At 40.1% G+C, this 20,456-nt stretch carries 15 protein-coding genes; all 15 read left to right on the forward strand.

Features of this window, described 5'->3' with window-relative positions:
- The 15 genes from aroK (at nucleotide 1) to F885_RS08030 (ending at nucleotide 20,456) form a co-directional block, all read left to right on the forward strand.
- Nucleotides 1–561, forward strand: a complete 561-nt coding sequence (gene aroK, locus F885_RS08100; RefSeq protein WP_005201348.1) for a shikimate kinase AroK — start codon at nucleotides 1–3, stop codon at nucleotides 559–561.
- A 20-nt stretch (nucleotides 562–581) separates the two neighbouring features.
- Nucleotides 582–1,664, forward strand: a complete 1,083-nt coding sequence (gene aroB / locus F885_RS08095; RefSeq protein WP_005317661.1) for a 3-dehydroquinate synthase — start codon at nucleotides 582–584, stop codon at nucleotides 1,662–1,664.
- Between the two features lie 19 nt (nucleotides 1,665–1,683).
- Nucleotides 1,684–2,547, forward strand: coding sequence for a hypothetical protein (locus F885_RS08090; protein WP_005317664.1), 864 nt, complete (start codon nucleotides 1,684–1,686; stop codon nucleotides 2,545–2,547).
- Nucleotides 2,548–3,000: 453 nt separating this feature from the next.
- Nucleotides 3,001–7,479 carry a glutamate synthase large subunit gene (gene gltB, locus F885_RS08085; RefSeq protein WP_171068213.1) on the forward strand — a complete coding sequence of 1,493 codons (4,479 nt, stop codon included), beginning with the start codon at nucleotides 3,001–3,003 and terminating at the stop codon, nucleotides 7,477–7,479.
- Between the two features lie 71 nt (nucleotides 7,480–7,550).
- Nucleotides 7,551–8,972, forward strand: a complete 1,422-nt coding sequence (locus tag F885_RS08080) for a glutamate synthase subunit beta (protein ID WP_005185515.1) — start codon at nucleotides 7,551–7,553, stop codon at nucleotides 8,970–8,972.
- Nucleotides 8,973–9,158: 186 nt separating this feature from the next.
- A complete protein-coding gene (locus tag F885_RS08075; protein WP_005317672.1) occupies nucleotides 9,159–10,568 on the forward strand; it encodes an MFS transporter in 1,410 nt (469 codons plus the stop codon).
- Between the two features lie 114 nt (nucleotides 10,569–10,682).
- A complete protein-coding gene (locus tag F885_RS08070; protein WP_032859504.1) occupies nucleotides 10,683–11,573 on the forward strand; it encodes a metal-dependent hydrolase in 891 nt (296 codons plus the stop codon).
- Nucleotides 11,574–11,750: 177 nt separating this feature from the next.
- Nucleotides 11,751–12,341 carry a LemA family protein gene (locus F885_RS08065; protein ID WP_005317678.1) on the forward strand — a complete coding sequence of 197 codons (591 nt, stop codon included), beginning with the start codon at nucleotides 11,751–11,753 and terminating at the stop codon, nucleotides 12,339–12,341.
- A gap of 36 nt (nucleotides 12,342–12,377) precedes the next feature.
- Nucleotides 12,378–13,448 (forward strand): TPM domain-containing protein, encoded by a 1,071-nt coding sequence (locus tag F885_RS08060; protein ID WP_005317680.1) that lies wholly within the window; start codon nucleotides 12,378–12,380, stop codon nucleotides 13,446–13,448.
- A complete protein-coding gene (locus F885_RS08055; protein WP_005317683.1) occupies nucleotides 13,442–14,002 on the forward strand; it encodes a TPM domain-containing protein in 561 nt (186 codons plus the stop codon). The genes F885_RS08060 and F885_RS08055 overlap by 7 nt, the downstream gene beginning before the upstream one ends.
- Before the next feature lie 422 nt (nucleotides 14,003–14,424).
- The gene (locus tag F885_RS21250; protein WP_407636628.1) at nucleotides 14,425–14,841 is read left to right on the forward strand and encodes a pilin; all 417 of its coding nucleotides are present in this window, start codon (nucleotides 14,425–14,427) and stop codon (nucleotides 14,839–14,841) included.
- A 67-nt stretch (nucleotides 14,842–14,908) separates the two neighbouring features.
- Complete coding sequence (locus tag F885_RS08045; RefSeq protein WP_212749838.1) at nucleotides 14,909–16,816, forward strand: hypothetical protein; 1,908 nt, start codon at nucleotides 14,909–14,911, stop codon at nucleotides 16,814–16,816.
- Nucleotides 16,816–17,676, forward strand: coding sequence for a glycosyltransferase family 2 protein (locus F885_RS08040; RefSeq protein ID WP_005317691.1), 861 nt, complete (start codon nucleotides 16,816–16,818; stop codon nucleotides 17,674–17,676). The genes F885_RS08045 and F885_RS08040 overlap by 1 nt, the downstream gene beginning before the upstream one ends.
- Nucleotides 17,677–17,684: 8 nt before the next feature.
- Nucleotides 17,685–19,403, forward strand: coding sequence for an ABC transporter ATP-binding protein (locus F885_RS08035; protein WP_005317695.1), 1,719 nt, complete (start codon nucleotides 17,685–17,687; stop codon nucleotides 19,401–19,403).
- Nucleotides 19,404–19,670: 267 nt separating this feature from the next.
- Entirely contained in the window at nucleotides 19,671–20,456 is a 786-nt protein-coding gene (locus F885_RS08030; protein ID WP_005317699.1) for an FkbM family methyltransferase, read from the forward strand.

The raw sequence follows: 20,456 nt of genomic DNA on the forward strand, positions 1-20,456 counted from the left end.
ATGAATATAGGTGGCGCGTTGCCAAGCAAAGCGTTTGAAACCCTACCAAATGTTTATTTGGTAGGGCCGATGGGGGCAGGGAAAACAACAGTTGGCCGACATTTAGCAGAATTGTTAGGCCGAGATTTTATTGATAGCGATCATGAGATCGAACGCAAAACAGGCGCGACCATTCCATGGATTTTTGAAAAAGAAGGGGAAGCTGGATTTCGTTTGCGTGAAACCAATGTTTTAAATGATCTCACTTCCCGTCCATTATTAGTGTTGGCGACCGGTGGTGGAGTTGTTACTCAAGCGAAGAATCGTGAATTTTTAAAACAACGTGGTATCGTTGTTTATCTTTATACGCCTGTAGAGCTACAGCTACAGCGAACCTATCGCGATAAAAATCGCCCATTATTACAAGTCGAAAATCCAGAGCAAAAATTACGTGATCTACTGACGATCCGCGATCCTTTATATCGCGAGGTTGCACATTATATAATTGAAACAAATCAAGGTGCAGCACGGGATTTAGCGCAACGTATTTTACACGTCATTTTATCTAAACAAGTTAAGTAGTCTCTGGTTGGTTTAAGTTTATGCAAACGTTACATGTTGAGTTAGGTGATCGCCGTTATCCAATCTTTATTGGTAGTCATTTAGACCCTAAAAGCTTACTTGAGCCATATCTACATGGCCGACAAGTCATGTTAGTGTCCAATACCACTGTTGCACCGTTATATCTCGAACATTATGTGAATGCATTAACCCAGTTGGATAAACAAGTGGCGCAATGCATTTTGCCTGATGGTGAAAAATATAAAGATATCCAGCACTTGAATTTAATTTTCGATGCTCTGCTCGAAGCGGGGTTTAACCGTGATTGTACGGTATTGGCTTTAGGTGGTGGCGTGATTGGTGATATGGCGGGTTTTGCCTCGGCTTGCTTCCAACGCGGTGTGAATTTTGTTCAGGTGCCCACCACGTTATTATCACAAGTGGATTCTAGTGTCGGTGGTAAGACGGGAATTAATCACCCTTTAGGTAAAAATATGTTGGGTGCTTTCCAGCAACCACAAGTGGTACTAGCAGATATGGCGCAACTGGATACCTTGCCTGATCGTGAACTGTCTGCGGGTTTGGCTGAAGTGATTAAATATGCTTTATTGGGCGATACTGATTTTCTTGTTTGGTTAGAGCAAAACATGGATGCTTTGGTTGCTCGTGATGCAAATCTATTGGCTGAAGCAGTTTTTCGTTCATGTGCGCATAAAGCACGTATCGTAGCCAATGATGAAAAAGAACAGGGTGAGCGTGCGCTGCTCAATCTTGGGCATACTTTCGGCCATGCAATTGAATCCTATCTAGGTTATGGTACCTGGTTACATGGTGAGGCGGTAGCAACAGGGATGGTGATGGCTGCAGATTTGTCGCAGCGTTTAGGTTGGATCTCTGTGGAGGATGTGCAACGTACAAAAAATATCATTCAACGTGCTCATTTACCGATATCATGTCCGAAAATTCCATTAGATGAATTCTTGGCTTATATGTCGCACGATAAAAAAGTCTTAAATGGTCAATTGCGCTTGGTTTTATTGAAGAAATTAGGGCAAGCAGTGATTACCAAAGATTTTGATGTTGAGCTGATGAAACAATCTATTCTTGCAAATCAATCTGCATAATTAATCATTTGGGAAAAGCATGGCTGTATCACGATCAATTTGGCAAAATATTCAACAATATAGCTGGCTGGTTTTTGCCGTCGCTTGTTTAATAGCTGCATTGATATTTTGGGGTATTACCGATAGTCAGGTGTTGGTCAAAGAAGAGCAGCCATCCCAAACCGAAACCCAAGTCCAAATTCAGCCAGAAAAGGTTGCTGCGACAGCTCATTTAGGCGCTCTTTCGGACGAAGTTAAGCCCTTGGATTTAACCACGCGTGTCGTTGTTTCCAATGATCATGCACCTGAATTTCGCGGCACTAAATTTATTAAAGAAAATCAGCAGCGATGGACCATGGAAATTTTCCGTAGTTCAGACGAAGCGATTGTTAAAAATTTTCTATTGAACCGTGAAGATCGCAGAAAGTTCGTGTATTTTCGTTTGAGTGGTGAAGATCAGGTTGAGCAATATGTGCTTGCGTATGGTGTGTTTGGTAGTGCTGAAGATGCAAGCCGCCAATTTGCACAATTAAATCTAGCCCTACCAGAATCTGTTCAGCCAACGGCTCATCAATTCTCAAGTTATACGGCCTTAGTGAACGATCTAGGTGCTGACGAAATGAAGTCAGCAACCAATCAACTTTATGCAGTTCAGTTAAGACCAGCGGCATTGCCTAGGGTAGATGAGAGTTTACTGATGGGAAGCAGCGCGTCTCAGAGTACAACTGCTGTACGTAGCACGGAACCATCGGCGGTGAAGACCACAGTTACACAGCGTGATGCGCAGGGTAATGTAGTCAATGTAAAACAGACTCAATCGGCACCAAAACCACCTGCAACTGCTGAAAAAATAAAAGAAAATTCAGATGCTTCAAAGCGTGAAGTGAGTGATCCTTTTAATTAGTACCGCACCATAATTGTGCGTTTGTGGTTCTTTTTATAGCATCGTGGAAGTTTTTGGTGCATTTTTGTGCGCAAAAATGAGTGCATTCTTCTGCGTATCTTGATGTTATTTTAACTTTTTTAATGATTTAGTAAAAACATGCATATATGGCATGTTTTTTGCTTTTTCGTGGTGCTAATTTGTCTGCTCATTGCCCTGTTTTGTGCTAAACAGTTCATTAATTGGGTGAAATGGAAAGTTTTTGTGCTTTACAAACCTAGGTGAAGGTGTAATAACTGAAAACACTTTATAGGGTGCAATCTTGTAAAGGAAAGACGTATATTGCAAATTCGCCATGAAAAATGTTTTCGCGAAGCATTGAACTTTGTATGAGTTAATCGGCAATATCGCAGAAAATGAATTGATTGTTTGTTGCTCGAAAGAGCCATGTTGAAAGAAGGGTACGCTATGCACATGCCATCGCCTAATACTGTAGCTCCCGCTCAAGGTTTATATCAGCCTGATGAGTTTAAGGATAACTGTGGTTTTGGTCTGATTGCCCATATGAAGGGTGACTCAAGCCATCATCTGGTCGAAACTGCGATTCACAGTTTAAGTTGCATGACGCACCGTGGTGGTATTGCCGCGGATGGTAAGACAGGAGATGGTTGCGGATTGTTATTGGCGATGCCAAAACAATTTTTCCGTGAAGAAGCACAGAAATTAGGCAGTAACCTGACTGAGATTTTTGCTGCTGGTACGGTATTCCTAAATATTGATCCTGCTTTAGCACAAAATGCCAAAAATATTTTGAATAAAGAAATTGCTGCTGAAGGTTTAACTGTTGCAGCATGGCGTGTTGTACCTACCAATAATGATGCTTTGGGTGAGATTGCACTACAATCCTTACCTGCATTTGAACAAATCCTCGTGAACTGCCCGATGGGTTTAACTGAAGTTGAGTTTAATCGTAAGCTCTTCTTGGCTCGTCGTCGTGCAGAACAACAATTACAAAATGATCCACTTTTCTATGTAACGACTTTAGCAACGACTGTTATCACCTATAAAGGGCTGATGATGCCAGCGGCCATTGCTGACTTCTATACTGACTTGGCGGATGAGCGATTAAAATCACATATTGTGGTATTCCACCAACGTTTCTCGACCAATACCTTACCACGTTGGCCATTGGCACAGCCTTTCCGTTATTTGGCGCACAATGGTGAAATCAACACCATTACTGCAAACCGTAACTGGGCATTGGCACGTACACCAAAATTTGAAAACCCATTACTACCAGGTTTAACTGAGTTAAATCCAATTGTGAACCGTACTGGTTCGGATTCATCAAGCTTGGATAACATGCTTGAGATCTTGGTTGGTGGTGGTATGGACCTGTTCCGTGCACTACGTATGTTGGTTCCACCAGCATGGCAAAACGTTGAGACTTTAGATGCTGACTTACGTGCTTTCTATGAGTTTAACTCTAAGCATATGGAAGCGTGGGATGGTCCAGCAGGACTTGTGATTCAAGATGGTCGTCATGCGATCTGTATGCTTGACCGTAATGGTTTACGTCCAGCACGTTGGGTGATCACCAAGAATGATTACATCACGCTTGCATCAGAAATTGGTGTATGGGGCTATGAACCTGAAGATGTGGTGTCTAAAGGCCGCGTTGGTCCAGGTCAAATTTTAGTGATTGATACTTTAACAGGCAAAGTGCTTGAGACTAAAGATGTCAGCAATCACTTAAAAAATATGCGTCCATATCGTGAATGGTTGCGTGATCATGCGATTCGTTTACAAGCCAATCCACAGCTTGAAGAGCAATTGCTTGATCAAGGCTTAACTGGCGATGCATTAAAAGCAGCTCAGAAAATGTTTATGGTGACATTTGAAGAGCGCGATCAACTGTTACGTCCAATCGCTGAAAGTGGACAGGAAGCAGTGGGTTCAATGGGTGATGATACGCCAATGGCAGTATTGTCTCGTCAAGTTCGCCATGTTTCTGATTACTTCCGTCAGCAGTTTGCACAAGTGACCAATCCACCAATCGATCCATTACGTGAATCGATCGTGATGTCATTGGAAACATGTTTGGGCCGCGAACAGAATGTGTTCGAGCAAGGTCCAGAGCATGCAGACCGTATCATCATTTCAAGCCCTGTATTGTCTAATTCAAAAATGCAGCAGCTTCGCGATGTTGAAAAAGAGCGCGAAGGTTATGGCGTTGTAGATATTGATCTGAACTATGTTGAAGCTGAAGGGCTGCAAGCAGCAATCGCACGTATCTGTGAAGAATCAGCACAGGCTGTACGTGATGGTAAAACCTTAATCGTATTAACGGATAAAAATTTCCGTGAAGGCTTCTTACCTGCAAACGCAGCATTGGCAACAGGTGCGGTACACCATCATTTGATTAAAACGGGTTTGCGTACCGATGCGAACATTTTAGTTGAAACTGGTTTTGCACGTGACCCACATCAATTTGCAGTTTTGCTTGGCTTTGGTGCGACAGCGGTTTATCCATATCTGGCTTATGATGTGATCAATGATTTGGTTGCAAAAGGCGAGTTATTGGGTGATCCAATTCAGGCCCAAGCAAACTTCCGTAAAGGGATGGAAAAAGGCTTACTCAAAGTCCTTTCTAAAATGGGTATCTCTACCGTTGCCTCTTATCGCGGTGGTCAGTTATTCGAAGCGGTCGGTCTATCATCTGAAGTGGTGGACAAATGTTTCCTTGGTGTACCGAGCCGTATTCAAGGTGCAACATTTGCAGATTTAGAGAAAGATCAGAAAAAACTAGCAACCACAGCTTGGCAGCATCGTAAACCGATTGATCAAGGTGGTTTGCTTAAATTCGTATTTGGTAAAGAGTACCACGCGTTCAACCCTGACGTGATCAATTCATTGCACAAAGCGGTACGTTCTGGTCAATATGTTGACTTTAAAGAATATGCAGAACTAGTCAACAACCGTCCTGTAGCAACGATCCGTGACTTATTTAAGTTAAAAACAACAAATTCGATTGCATTAGATCAAGTTGAAACGATTGAAGATATTTTGCCACGCTTTGACTCTGCGGGTATGTCTTTAGGTGCATTATCACCAGAAGCGCATGAAGCAATTGCAATTGCTATGAATACCATTGGCGGTCGTTCAAACTCAGGTGAGGGCGGCGAAGATCCTGCGCGTTATGGCACGATTCGTAACTCGAAAATCAAACAGATTGCATCTGGTCGTTTTGGTGTCACTCCTGCGTACTTAACTTCTGCTGAAGTGTTGCAGATTAAGGTTGCACAGGGTGCAAAACCAGGTGAAGGTGGTCAGTTACCAGGCGGTAAAGTGAATGGCTTAATTGCGCGTTTACGTTACTCAGTACCAGGTGTGACCTTGATTTCACCGCCACCGCACCATGATATTTATTCAATTGAAGATTTATCGCAATTGATCTTTGACTTGAAGCAAGTCAATCCGCAAGCAATGGTATCGGTCAAACTGGTATCTGAGCCAGGTGTTGGAACGATTGCAGCAGGTGTTGCAAAAGCCTATGCCGACTTCATTACCATTTCTGGCTATGACGGTGGTACCGCTGCATCGCCACTTTCATCGATTCACCATGCGGGTTCACCGTGGGAACTGGGTTTAAGTGAAGCACATCAGGCACTTCGTGTGAACGATTTGCGTGGTAAAGTCCGTGTTCAAACTGATGGTGGTTTGAAAACAGGTTTAGACGTGGTGAAAGCAGCAATTTTAGGTGCTGAAAGCTTTGGCTTTGGTTCGACACCGATGATTGCATTAGGTTGTAAATACCTGCGTATTTGTCACTTAAATAACTGTGCGACTGGTGTTGCAACGCAACAAGATCATTTACGTCAAGAGCATTATATTGGCGAGCCAGAAATGCTGATCAACTTCTTCAAGTTTATTGCTGAAGAGACACGTGAATGGTTAGCTGCACTTGGTGTTGCATCATTGAAAGATTTGATTGGTCGTGTCGATTTACTTGAAGTTTTACCTGGTGAAACAGATAAGCACGCACATCTTGACCTCAGTGCACTATTAACGTCGCATCCTTCTGCTGAAGGCAAGGCACAATATTGCCAAGTTCAAGGTAATGCACCATTCGATAAAGGTGTGTTGGCGGAGAAAATGGTGGCAGAGATGTTACCGGCAATTGAAGCAGGTGCTGGTGGCTCATTCAACTTCACCGTCGGTAACTGTGATCGTTCGATTGGTGCACGTATCTCAGGTGAAATTGCACGTCGTTATGGCAACTTGGGTATGGAAAACAGCCCAGTGGTGATGAACCTTGTCGGCACAGCAGGTCAATCGCTTGGTGTTTGGAATGCGGGTGGTTTGCATATCAAACTGGAAGGTGATGCCAACGACTATGTCGGTAAAGGTATGGCGGGTGGTCGAGTATCGATCTTCCCACCAAAAGGTTCGCCATTCCAAACGCAAAATACTGCGATCATTGGTAACACCTGCTTATATGGTGCGACTGGCGGTAAAGTCTTTGCTGCGGGAACTGCGGGCGAGCGTTTCGCGGTACGTAACTCAGGCGCATTTGCTGTGATTGAAGGTGCGGGCGACCATTGTTGTGAATATATGACGGGTGGTGTGGTAACAGTATTAGGTAAAGTGGGTCATAACTTCGGTGCAGGTATGACCGGTGGTTTTGCTTATGTACTTGACCTTGATAATGACTTTGTCGACTACTATAACCACGAACTTATTGATCTAAATCGTATCTCTACAGAGGCGATGGAAGACCACAAAGAAAACCTACTGCGTATTCTTGACGAACATATTCAAGAGACGGGTAGTGCATGGGCTTACAAGATCCGTAATGAGTTCGACTTCTATAGTCGTAAGTTCTGGCTGGTGAAACCAAAAGCTGCTAATTTACAAACGCTTTTGAAAACAACCCAAGCCGATCCACAATAATTCCACGACTGCATAGACATAGGCAGGTGCAGAGATGAGGGACATCGCTGCGCCTACCCACGGAGAGAGACATGGCAGAGCGCCTGAATAATGACTTTCAATTTCTGGATGTAGCACGCCAAGATCCAGAGAAAAAAGATATTACTGTCCGCAAGGCAGAGTTTGTGGAAATTTATAAACCTTTTACTGCGGAAGTGGCTGCGAATCAGACCCACCGTTGTTTAGGCTGTGGTAACCCGTATTGTGAATGGAAATGTCCTGTACATAACTACATTCCAAACTGGTTAAAGCTGATTGCAGAAGGGCAAATTTTCCAAGCGGCTGAACTTTGCCACCAAACCAATACCTTGCCAGAAGTCTGTGGTCGTGTTTGTCCACAAGACCGTTTGTGTGAAGGTGCTTGTACCTTAAACGATGGTTTTGGTGCAGTGACCATTGGTAATGCTGAAAAATATATTAATGATACGGCTTTTGCATTAGGCTGGCGCCCAGATATGTCTGGGGTTAAATGGACTGATAAAAAAGTTGCGATCATTGGTGCAGGTCCAGCAGGCTTAGGCTGTGCAGATATTCTTGCGCGTGGTGGCGTAAAACCAGTGGTATTTGATAAACGCCCTGAAATCGGTGGTCTGCTCACATTTGGTATTCCAGAATTTAAAATGGAAAAAGATGTGATGAAACGTCGTCGTGAAATCTTTACAGGAATGGGCATTGAGTTCCGTTTAAATACCGAGATTGGTGTTGACGTAACGATTGAACAACTTCTGACTGAATACGATGCTGTATTTATGGGAATGGGAACTTACACCTATATGAAAGGTGGTTTCCCAGGTGAAGATCTCAATGGTGTGCATGATGCTCTGGATTTCTTGATTGCCAATGTGAATCGTTGTCAAGGTTGGGAAAAAGATCCAAGCGAATACATCAATCTAGACGGTAAAAAAGTAATTGTTCTAGGTGGTGGTGATACCGCGATGGACTGTAACCGTACTTCATTACGCCAAGGTGCACATGATGTGACCTGTGCTTACCGTCGTGATGAAAGCAACATGCCAGGTTCTGCACGTGAAGTGAAGAATGCTTATGAAGAGGGCGTGAAATTCCTGTTCAACCGTCAGCCAATTGAAATTGTTGGTGAAAATGGCAAAGTGACTGGCGTTAAGGTTGTAACCACACAAATGGGTGCACCTGACAGTCGTGGTCGTCGTAGCCCTGAACCAATTCCAGGTTCTGAGGAAGTGTTGCCAGCAGATGCAGTATTACTTGCATTTGGTTTCCGTCCAAGTCCAGCAGATTGGTTTAGCACTGCAAATGTTGGACTAGATGGTTCAGGTCGTGTGGTCGCGGCTGAACAACAAGAGTTTAAGTTCCAGACCTCGAATCCAAAAATCTTTGCGGGTGGCGATATGGTACGTGGTTCTGACTTGGTTGTGACTGCAATTTGGGAAGGTCGCCAAGCAGCTGAAGGTATTTTGGACTACCTTGGCGTGTAAGCTCTCTTTCAGTATTTAAGTTTTAAATGCCCAAGCCAAGTGCTTGGGCATTTTTTTTATTTTGTAGATGGTTGACGGTATTTGGTCTTATGCCCAAAGAAAATAAAACTTTAACAAGCAGTCAATAAATTGCTATGCTATTAATGATAATAATTCTCATTTTTGTTGTGCTGAGTGGATAAAATAATGACATCGAAACTCAATGACAGGCTGTTAATTGCTGCGCTGTATACCAGTACCTTTCTTTGCTTGGTCGATTTGAGCAGTGTCAATCTGGCTTTAACCGCAATTCAAACCCAGTTCAATAGTCATCTTGCCGATTTACAATGGGTGATTGATAGCTATGCACTGAGTATGTCGAGTTTAATGCTGGCGGTGGGAGCTTTAAGTCAATGGTTAGGGCGCAAACGTCTGTGGTTGGCGGGTGTCGTGATCTTTATTTTTGGTTCGGTGATTTGTGCCGCTGCGCCAGATTTTAGCTTGTTGATTGTTGGGCGAGTGATCCAAGGCGTTGCGGGGGCGATGCTGATTCCTTTAACCCTTGCAATCATCGTACATCACTTTACCCAAGCCAATCGCAAGGCACGAGAAATTGGTAACTGGAGTTCATTCAGTGCTTTTGCCTTGATTGTTGGGCCACTAATGGGTGGCCTTATGGTGCATTATCTAGGCTGGCAGAGTATTTTTTGGTTAAATCTACCCGTTGGATTATTGGCCTTGTTTTTAGGCTGGAAAGGGATTGAACCAGATTTAAGCCAGCAAAAAGTAAGTTTTGACTATTTAGGGCTAATTTATAGCGTGATTGCAATCGCAACATTGACCTATAGCATTATCATGGTACAGCAGGCCCATATCGGTTATTTGATCAGTTTTAGTTTTCTCATCTCGATTGTCTTTGCTCTGATTTTTATTCGACATCAAAATAAAGTCTTGCACCCTCTGGTGCCACGTCATTTATTTCGTAACCGCATTTTTTTGCGTTTTAACCTGATTTCATTTTTATTGGGATTTGCAGGCTATAGCTCTTTATTTGTCTTTGCTTTATTTTATCAGGAACAAGTTCATTTAAGTGCAGCGCAAGCGGGTTGGTTGATCGCTCCGCAATTTCTGATGCAGGCGCTGGTTTCTATTTGCTTTGGCCGTTTACAGCAAAGTTGTGGAGCATTGTCATTGCTTCGGATCGGTTTACTGATCTCAGGCGTTGCATTGATCGCGATGGTCAGTTTCCAGAGCACTTCATCTTATCTGTTGTTTATTGGCTTAAGTGGCCTGATGGGTGCAGGCATTGGATTGATTGTACCCAGTTCAAGTTCCTTGAGCTTACATGCGGTATCGCAGGCCGATGCCAGTTTTGCTGCGGCAATTTTAAATATGCTCAGACAACTTGGATTGACTTTTGGGATCGCGGTATTGGGGACACTGACTGCATTTATCATTCAATGGACCGTTGAAACACTGCATTATTCGATGGCTCAGGCCCAGTTATTGGCTTTTCATAGTGTGGTCGCCATCATGGGCGGACTGTTTATTGCAGCCATATGGAGCTTGAGAAAAATTAAACAAGAAGAATGTGTCGCACCGATTTCATCGTCATAGACCAATCATCATTTTGGTAGTTTTGGCAAACTTTATAAGCTTTTTTGCCCTGTCTTTGCCATTTTCCCAGCGCAATACTCGAACTCAGTCTAGGAAATGATGCAGGCAATCGAGATGGCTCTTGCAAATGTGAATGTGGAAAAAACCTATTTAAACCGCCCTAAAGCATTAGGGATTACAGTACGACGTTTGCAATTTAATCCGAAAAAAATCAAACGTCATTATTTTGCAAATTCTCCAGTAATGTCACATCTATTAACAGCACTGTCTTCAACATTTCCAATTGGAGAACAGTATTTTGTGAATAGTGTTCGCAATGTTCGAGATAAAGTGCAAGATCCACAATTACAGGCGCAGATTGCGGCTTTTATTGGGCAAGAGGCGATGCATTCCAAAGCACATACCGAGTTTAACGATGCTTGGCGACGTGAGGATTATAATCTGGATCGTTTTCAGGCATGGTTGGCAAAACGGGATGATATGCTGCGAAATATTCACCCGAAATTGCAATTGGCCTTAACTTGCGCTTTCGAACATTTCACAGCGATGTTAGGCGGTTATATTTTAAAACACCCAGAGATTCTCAGTACGCTAGATGATGATGCGATGAAACTCTGGGTGTGGCATGCAATTGAAGAAATCGAGCATCGTTCGGTGGCATTTGATGTTTACCAAGAAGTATATGGTGATGATCGTATTCGCCGTTTACTGATGCGGAGTGTGACGACAGGCTTTGCCAGCCTGACGTTTTATGCCACCACACGTTTAATCTGGCAAGATAAGTGGAAAAGCTTGCCGAAATTGGGTGGCAATCTGTTTGGTATGTATTTACTGAGTAAAATGCTATTACAGTTGATTCCTGAGTATTTATCTTATTATCAAGCTGATTTTCATCCTGCCAAACACGATTACACTGCATTGGTGAATTACTGGAAAGCACGCATGGCAGATGAATATGGTATGGCAAGTTTCCAAGAAGAAACTGCTTCTAAAATTTATAGTTAATCATCATCCAATACCATCAAAGTTGCTTAGCATGGCATTACATCAAGATTCTTGAGTAATGCCTTTTTTATTTAAATTCAGATAAAGCAACGTTAATAAATGTTACACAGCCGACAAAAAATCTCATTACAATGAATTATCGCAAAAATATAAAGAAAAACTTGAGGATAAATTTTTATGAAAATCATCAAACAAACCGCATTGGCAAGTGTATTGGCAAGCACACTGTTATTTACCGGTTGTGGTTATAATACCTTGCAAGTCAAAGATGAGGCTGTGATTGCTTCTTGGTCTGAAGTTCAAAACCAATATCAACGCCGTGCCGATCTTGTGCCGAATTTGGTCAATGTAGTGAAAGGTTATGCCAAACATGAAGAGCAGGTTTTGGTTGAAGTCACACAAGCACGTTCTAATGTTGCGGGCTTAAAAGTTGATAAAGAAGTGTTGGAAGATCCAGCGCTATTTGAGAAATACCAACAAGCGCAAAGCCAATTGACGGGGGCATTATCGCGCTTGATTGCGGTTTCAGAAAATTATCCTGACTTAAAAGCCAATGAGCAATTCCGTGATTTACAAGCACAACTTGAAGGGACTGAAAACCGTATCGCGGTAGCGCGTAACCGTTATATTACTACGGTTCAAGATTATAACGGCTATGTACGTCAATTCCCTCAAGCGTTGACGGCTAAAGTCATTGGCATGAAAACCAAAGAAAACTTTAAAGCGGAACAGTCTGCACAGCAAGCGCCAACAGTTTCATTTAATTAATATCTGAAATTGTTTTGAACTGTGAGGAGTCGCTGTATGTTGAACATGTTGAAGCAGAACTTGAAACAGAGCATTTTGCCTGTTTTAACTATTATTTTTGCGACACTGTTTTTCCAACATACGGTTTGGGCTGAAGTCGCGACCGCAACCGATCAAAGTGATGTGCTTGTTGTGGGTAAAATTATCCAAGAACAGCAAAAGAATAAAACGACCACTACACCATCCTCGCCAAATGCTGAAACGCCTGCATTGCCCCAAGTGGCTAATGACATGGCAGAGGGCGAATCGATTCGTGGTTTGCCAACTTTAAATCAACCTGTGATTGATCAGGCCAAAGTATTGAGTGCTGCTGAAATGCAGCAACTCAATCAGAAAATTCTCAGTCTGTATCAGCAAGGAAAAGCGCAAATCGGGGTGATTATCGTACCAACCACTGGGCAGGAAGCCATTTTTGATTTTGCTTTGAGAACGGGTGAAAAATGGCAGCTTGGTTCAGCAAAACGTGATAACGGCTTATTGATGGCGATTGCAGTCAATGATCGTAATATCCAGATCTTGACGGGTTATGGTTTGGAGGGCGTACTGCCTGATGTGGTGCTGAGTCGAATTATCCGTAATCAAATCACACCCTACTTTAAACAGGGGCAATACGCACAAGGTATTTCTGCGGGATTAGATGAAATCAGTCGTATCGTCAATTTAGACCCAGAGATTGCGCAGCAAGCCGCACAAGAATTGAAAGATCGGCATGAGCAAGCAATACAAGCACAGCAAGCCAAAGACAATACTTTAACTATGGCGCTGTTTATCTTGATCGCAGGTGTAGTCGGATCATTTATTGTCGGTAATCGTTTAAGTGCTTCCACTGCAGCTGTGGCGGCAACCGTTGCGGGTTTGGTCAACGGTGCAGGTCTGGTGATGAGTCTATTACTCGGTGTCGGGATTTTCTTTTTATTGATCACCTCGTTGGCGCAACTGATTTTCCAAGCCTTTCTATCGGGTGGTGGTCGCGGTGGCGGCGGAGGTGGTTTTGGCGGCGGCAGTGGCGGTGGTTATAGCGGCGGTGGCGGTAGCTTTGGCGGGGGAGGAGCATCAGGCTCATGGTAACCAAGACAGATACAACACAGATTATTACTCAGCCTAAACTAGATGAGCATGTACAGCCAAGTTTGAAGCGTTGGTTTAAGCATTTCCTCTATGTCTCATCAGCACATCGGTACTTTAGTAAGCAAGATCGAGCCGAGATTGCCAAAGCGGTACAGCAAGCGGAAAAGGGGCATGTGGGGGAGATTCAGGTGGTGATCGAAGGGCATATTCCCTGTTCGCAAGCCTACCATCAAAATACCCGTTTACGCGCTCAGCAACTGTTTGCCGAGCTTGGAGTTTGGGATACTGAACTGAATAGTGGTGTATTGCTATACCTCAATCTATGCGAACGTAAAGTCGAAATTGTGATTGATCGTGGTTTAAAAAATGCCACACCGACTGAAACTTGGAATAGGATCTGTCAAAGCATTGTGCAGTTATTGGCTCAAAAGCAATATTTACAAGCCGTGAATAATGGTGTTGTGGAAATTGGACAGGTGCTAGACCAGTATTATGTGAAAACAGATTTGAACGATCAAAATGAATTGCCGAATGAGCCGATTATTCTAAATTAAAACACTGCCTTGTCATTTAAAAATAGGGCTTGTTGTTTTGTTTAAAATCTATTAATGTGCAGAATGTTCTGTACATTTAATCTATTATCGGTCGATTGTGCCAAATATCTTCTGATAAGCGGTAAAAAAAATATCAATAAATTTTCTGTGAATTGAGTCGCTCAATTTACATACAAGTAGAAAGTAATCAAATTCATTAGCAAAAAAAATGAATAATTAAGCAGTAAAGATGACGTTATTTGTCATTTTTTTTCTTAAAATGTCTGAATTGCTCTCATTTTATCCAACATGAATTTTTTTTAAGTCCCTGTTTTTTTAGGTTAAAATTAGCTAAGCTAAGGACTGGCATAAAACATGCTAATTACTAAATAGCTGAAAAAAGCTTATAAAAAAATATCCATTGGAGAAATGTTATGAACACAATGCAAAAGGGTTTTACTCTTATCGAATTGATGATCGTTGTGGCGATCATTGGTATCTTGGCTGCAATTGCGATTCCTGCATATCAGGACTATATCGCTCGTTCTCAAGCATCTGAAGGTGTATCATTAGCAGGTGGTTTAAAAACTGAAGTTGCTGATAGTATGCAAACAGGCGTATGTGGAAATAGTAGTTTAGGCGGTAAATATACTCAATCTGTTGTAGTGAGCGGAAATGTAACAAGTACTGCTACAGGCGATGTGGCTACTGGATGTCAAATGACTGTTACATATAAAACAGGTGGTGTTTCTAAACAAATCGACAGTCAGACTATTATATTAAGTGTTCAAGGTAATGGATCATTGAAAAAAACTGGTGGTACCTTAGCTGATAAATATGTTCCTAAAGGCGTAAACTAATCTTAAACATTAGTTTTTATAAAGACACCCCTGTTTAGGGGTGTTTTTATATACATATAGAATATGAATGATGATTGCAAATAAAAAAACACTTTTTAGTATTACGTTTATCTTTATCTCTACAATATTGGTTTATAGCACTGGTTTAAACGGTGGTTTTTTATTTGATGATATTCCGAATCTTGGAGATATGACGAGATATGGAGATATCTCTAGTTGGGAAAATGCAAAGCAATTTATTTTCAATGGTTTTTCTGGCCCAACAGGACGTCCTATCTCATTAGCAAGCTTTTGGATTAATGCACCTAGTTGGGTAGAGGGGAATGCTTTTCCTTTTAAGTTATTTAATTTAGTCGTACATTTATTATGTGGGCTAATATTATATGTTGTGATGCTTTATATTCTCAGGCAATACCAATATGAAAAAAAACAAAGTGAGTGGATAGCCTTATTAGCGATGAGTCTATGGTTATTGCATCCTATGTTTGTTTCAACAACACTTTATGTTGTACAACGTATGACACAATTATCTCTTTTGTTTAGTTTATTGGGAATATGGGGGTATTTATATGGACGTACATTACTTAGCACGAAGTTAATACAATCCTATGCCTGGATGACAATATCTATAGGATTAGCAACTATTTTAGCAACATTTAGTAAAGAAAATGGGGCTTTACTCCCTCTACTAATTTTAGTTATAGAATTTTGTAGTCCAGAAAAACAAAATAAACCTATATGGCAGTGGCGTTTTGTGTGTTTGGGTATACCCTCTATACTTATTGCATATATTGTTTTAAAGGAGATTAATTTCTCTGAAAACCCTTGGCCTGCACGAAATTTTAATCAATTAGAGCGTTTAATGAGTGAAGCCAGGATTGTGACAGAGTATCTTTATCGATTATATATACCTCAAATTGAGGGACAAGGTCTTTATCAGGATGGTTATCAAGTTTCACGATTTTTAACTAATCCTATTTCAACGCTATATTCTATTATTTTTCTGAGTATTCTTTTTTTATCAGCGATATTTTTTAAGACCAAGTATCCACTTTATGCATTAGCTATTCTATTTTTTTTCGCTGCACATTGGATGGAATCTACATTCCTAGGTTTAGAACTTTATTTTGAGCACCGTAATTATGCAGCAGGAATTTTTATTTTTTTACCTTTTGCTGCAAGTATTTACTGGCTTGCAAACGTTATAAAGCCACAATTAGCATTTGGTATCGCTATTTTAATAATTCTGATCTTTTCGTTTATGACATTACAGCGAGCTATTTTATGGTCAGACACAAATCGCTTAAAAATTTATTGGGCACAAAATAATCCTTATTCACCAAGAGCACAAGTGGATTTTGCACGCTATTTATTAGCACAAGGTGAAAATGAAAAAGCAAATCAACTGATAGTCCAAACATTAGAGAAAAGACCGGATAGCAGTCTGCTTACAGTCCGACTTATGAGACAAAAACTAGATATGGATCAGTTATCTACAAATGATTTTTTATGGATGAAAAATACAATTATTAAACAACGCCCTGAACCTCAAGCCGCTTTAGATTTAAGATATTTTGTTGAACAGATTCGAGCAGATAATGAACGAGTAAAAATGTACAGCAAGTCAATGATAGATGTTTTAAAAACTATGGAGAATGATCCACAATCATCTTGGAGAGAAAATAATTGGCGAGCATTATTTTTATATTTAGAGGGTAAAGTATATCTATCAAATCATAATTATCAGAAAGGATATGATACTTTTCTTGAATCATTAAAAATTTATAATAATGCCGAAACAGCGATAGCTATGTCTATGGAATTTACTCAAGTTGATAATCATGAAATGGCTTATCATTTCTTACAAGAGGTAAAAGATAAGTACATATCCTCTGAGTTGCAGCAGAATAAGCATATTGCTCATATATTTAATAATTTAAACATTAGGCTAGAACATGATTTGGGCTATAAATAATGATTCATAAAACTAAAGTGAGTATTGTTCTCCCTGCTAAAAATGAATCAGGGGCAATAGGGCAAACTGTTTCAAGAATTCAGCAACTTAGTCTTGCTTATGAGATCATTGTTGTTAATGATGGTTCAACAGATTGTACCAAAGAGCTCGCAGAACTGGCTGGTGCAAAAGTTGTTTCTCATCCGTATTCGAAGGGGAATGGGGCAGCAATTAAAACTGGTGCTAGGGCTGCTTCAGGTGATGTGATTATTTTTATGGATGCCGATGGGCAGCATGATCCAAATGATATTCCGCACCTGTTGATGCAGATAGAACAAGGTTATGATTTAGTTGTTGGTGCAAGACAAAAAGGTTCACAAGCAAGTATTGGGAGAGGAATTGCCAATACATTATATAATCATCTTGCAACTTATATGACTGAGCATCGAGTTGAGGATTTGACCTCTGGTTTTAGAGCAGTGCGAGCAGAAAAATTTAGAGAATTTCTCTATTTGTTACCGAATGGCTTTTCTTATCCGACGACCAGTACTATGGCATTCTTTAGAGCAGGCTATTCTGTAGCATATGTTCCAATTCATGCAGCACAAAGAATAGGGAAAAGTCATATTAATCCGGTAAAAGATGGAGTGCGCTTTTTTCTCATTATTTTTAAGATTGCAACTTTATTTTCACCTCTAAAAATGTTCTTACCTATTGCTGTCATTTTATTTTTAATGGCTACAAGTTGGTATGGCTATACACTTTATGAGTTTCATCGTTTCACTAATATGAGCGCACTACTTTATACAGGCAGTGTTATGATCTTTTTGATGGGCTTAATTTCAGAGCAAATTACTGCGCTCATGTATAAAGAGAAATAGGTCTGATTGTGTTAGATAGTTTAAAGCAGCTTTGGCAAATTTTATCACCCTTAGACAAGCGTAAAGTCATTTATGTCTTGGTTTTAGTCATGGGGATGGCTTTTATTGAGTCAGCGGGTGTTATTTCGATCATGCCTTTTCTCGCTGTTTTATCGAATCCTGATGTGGTGGAAACAAATCATTTTTTGAAAGAAATATATGACTTAACAGGCGCTGAGAATAAGCAAAACTTTATTATTTATTTGGGTTTTTTATCTTTAACAATTGTTGTTTTTTCAACTATTTTTAAAGTGATTACTCAATATGCGGTAAATCGGTTCGCTAGTTTACAGCGTCATTATTTTGCTACAAGGCTGCTCAAAATTTATTTACAACAAAATTATGAGTTTTTTATCCAGCGTAATAGCACAACACTTATTAAAAATATTTTATCCGAAGTTGATCAGTTGATTTGGACTATGATTTTACCTGCCTTGACGCTTATGTCATATGGTGTAGTGTTATTGGCGATGATCGGAATTTTACTACTTTATGATCCATTGATGGCTGTGGCTACCGCATTTGTACTCAGTTTGTTCTACTCAGTAATTTATCTTGCAGTGCGTAAAAAATTAACTCACATTGGCCTAGAGTTCACTCAAGCAAATAAGCAACGTTATCAAGCTTGTCATGAAGCATTAGCAGGTATCAAAGATGTTGTGATTAATAATGCTAAACAGGGCTATATTGATCAATTTGAACAGTCGTCAAGAATTTTTGCAAGACATATTGCAACAAGAGATACATTAGGACAAGTCCCACTCAATATTATTGAAACCGTAGGGTATGGCTGTTTAATTGGTTTAGCCATGATCTTAGCAGCTTCAGGTAAAGAGGTTACTCATATCTTACCAGTATTAGGTTTGTATGGCTTTGCTGCTTATCGTATGTTACCAGCAGCTCAAAATATATATCGTTCAATTTCTCAAATTAAATTTTCAGAACAGGTGTTATCTGTACTCAGACTAGAATTCTCTTTAGAAAAAAATGATCTAGATGAGGCAGTAGAAGTTGGAAGCCGTCAACATTTTGAATTTAAAAATTTAATCAGACTGGAAAATATTAGCTTTGCTTATCCTAATCGACCTGAACAGCCAGTATTTAATAACTTTAGCTTAGAAATTAAAAAAAATACTAGTTTAGGTATTGTAGGAAAGAGTGGCAGTGGTAAAAGTACACTGATGGATATAATGTTGGGGTTACTTCATCCCCAGAATGGCAAAATATTTGTAGATGAGATTGATCTCACACAACAAAATATTCAAGCTTGGTATGGGATAGTCGGCTACGTACCACAGAGTATTTATTTAGCCGATAAAACGATTGCTGAAAATATCGCGTTTGGTGTGAACAAAAGCCAGATTGATCGGTTACAGGTCGAGAGTGTTACAAGAAAAGCTCAATTGCATGACTTTATAATGAATCAATTACCACTAGGCTATGACACAGTTGTTGGGGAGCGAGGTGTAATGTTATCTGGTGGGCAGCGGCAGCGTGTAGGAATTGCTCGAGCATTGTATAAAAATCCACAGGTTCTATTTATGGATGAAGCAACGAGTGCGCTTGATGTTGAAACGGAAAAAGCAGTAAATGAAGCGATTCAGAGCTTAAATGGAAAGATGACTATGGTAATTATCGCACATAGAGAAAGTGCGGTGGCTAAGTGTGATCGGATACTCACATTATAATTTAGTCAGGAACGTTATACTCAAATAACTCAATCTAAAAAATTGACACTTTTTTCAGATAAGCACAGGCGTGAGTTTGCAACAAGTTTAAACTTATTCGTTGGCGAAAATGGTAGAGGTAAAATACATTTTATGAAAACCATATATTCACTGATAGCAATTAGTGAAGGAGTACATTGGAAGTAAACAAATGCTCTAACTAAAACAGTGGAGTAATCTAGTTGTTGTGTGGATATATCTTGAGTTATTTTCTAATGAGGTGGAAATATGTTTGGATACACTGACAGAGTTATTGATTATATAAATATAGTAGGTCTAAAAGGTCTTTTAAATTTATTCAAAGCAAAAATGATGAAAGAAAAATCTTTTTTTGAATTAAAAAGTAATCTGCATCAATTTTCGGTTAAATTAAGAATGCCATCATCAGATGTTTGGGTGTATAAACAAATATTTGTAGATGATGAGTATAAGTTTGATGTAATCATTGAGCCTAAAGTGATTGTAGATGCTGGGGCCAATATTGGGCTGACTTCAATTTACTTTTCTGAAAAATTTCCCAATACAACAATTATTGCACTAGAACCAGAAAGAAACAACTTTAATTTGTTATGTGAAAATATAAAAAATTATCCTAATATAATCCCACTTGAAGCTGCTTTATGGGATAAAAATACAAGAATTAATTTGTGTAATGCGGGACTGGGGGACTGGGGATTCATGACAGAAGATTTAAATCATGAGAGTAAAAATATGAAAATTGAACATGATGTACAGGCATTCACAGTAAATGATATTTTAAGTAAATATAATTTAGATAAAATAGATATTTTAAAAATAGATATTGAGGGGGCAGAAAAAGAGGTTTTTTTTGATACAAGCACATGGATAAATCAAGTAGATGCTTTAATAGTAGAACTACATGATCGCATAAAAGAAGGATGTAGTCGAAGCTTTTATAGTAATACAGATGGGTTTCTGACTGAATGGTATAGAGGTGAAAATATTTATTTATCAAAAGGAAATATAAAAAATCATAATGCATTTAAGGGGTAA

The sequence above is a fragment of the Acinetobacter higginsii genome (genome assembly GCF_000369845.1).
Classification (GTDB): Bacteria; Pseudomonadota; Gammaproteobacteria; order Pseudomonadales; family Moraxellaceae; genus Acinetobacter; species Acinetobacter higginsii.

What these genes read in the sequence shown, in the direction of transcription:
- F885_RS08080 (WP_005185515.1), top strand. Translation starts at nt 7,551, where the DNA reads ATGGCAGAGCGCCTGAATAATGACTTTCAATTTCTGGATGTAGCACGC.
- F885_RS08075 (WP_005317672.1), top strand. Translation starts at nt 9,159, where the DNA reads ATGACATCGAAACTCAATGACAGGCTGTTAATTGCTGCGCTGTATACC.
- F885_RS08070 (WP_032859504.1), top strand. Translation starts at nt 10,683, where the DNA reads ATGGCTCTTGCAAATGTGAATGTGGAAAAAACCTATTTAAACCGCCCT.
- F885_RS08090 (WP_005317664.1), top strand. Translation starts at nt 1,684, where the DNA reads ATGGCTGTATCACGATCAATTTGGCAAAATATTCAACAATATAGCTGG.
- F885_RS08060 (WP_005317680.1), top strand. Translation starts at nt 12,378, where the DNA reads ATGTTGAACATGTTGAAGCAGAACTTGAAACAGAGCATTTTGCCTGTT.
- F885_RS08045 (WP_212749838.1), top strand. Translation starts at nt 14,909, where the DNA reads ATGATGATTGCAAATAAAAAAACACTTTTTAGTATTACGTTTATCTTT.
- aroB (WP_005317661.1), top strand. Translation starts at nt 582, where the DNA reads ATGCAAACGTTACATGTTGAGTTAGGTGATCGCCGTTATCCAATCTTT.
- aroK (WP_005201348.1), top strand. Translation starts at nt 1, where the DNA reads ATGAATATAGGTGGCGCGTTGCCAAGCAAAGCGTTTGAAACCCTACCA.
- F885_RS08065 (WP_005317678.1), top strand. Translation starts at nt 11,751, where the DNA reads ATGAAAATCATCAAACAAACCGCATTGGCAAGTGTATTGGCAAGCACA.
- F885_RS21250 (WP_407636628.1), top strand. Translation starts at nt 14,425, where the DNA reads ATGCAAAAGGGTTTTACTCTTATCGAATTGATGATCGTTGTGGCGATC.
- F885_RS08040 (WP_005317691.1), top strand. Translation starts at nt 16,816, where the DNA reads ATGATTCATAAAACTAAAGTGAGTATTGTTCTCCCTGCTAAAAATGAA.
- F885_RS08030 (WP_005317699.1), top strand. Translation starts at nt 19,671, where the DNA reads ATGTTTGGATACACTGACAGAGTTATTGATTATATAAATATAGTAGGT.
- gltB (WP_171068213.1), top strand. Translation starts at nt 3,001, where the DNA reads ATGCCATCGCCTAATACTGTAGCTCCCGCTCAAGGTTTATATCAGCCT.
- F885_RS08055 (WP_005317683.1), top strand. Translation starts at nt 13,442, where the DNA reads ATGGTAACCAAGACAGATACAACACAGATTATTACTCAGCCTAAACTA.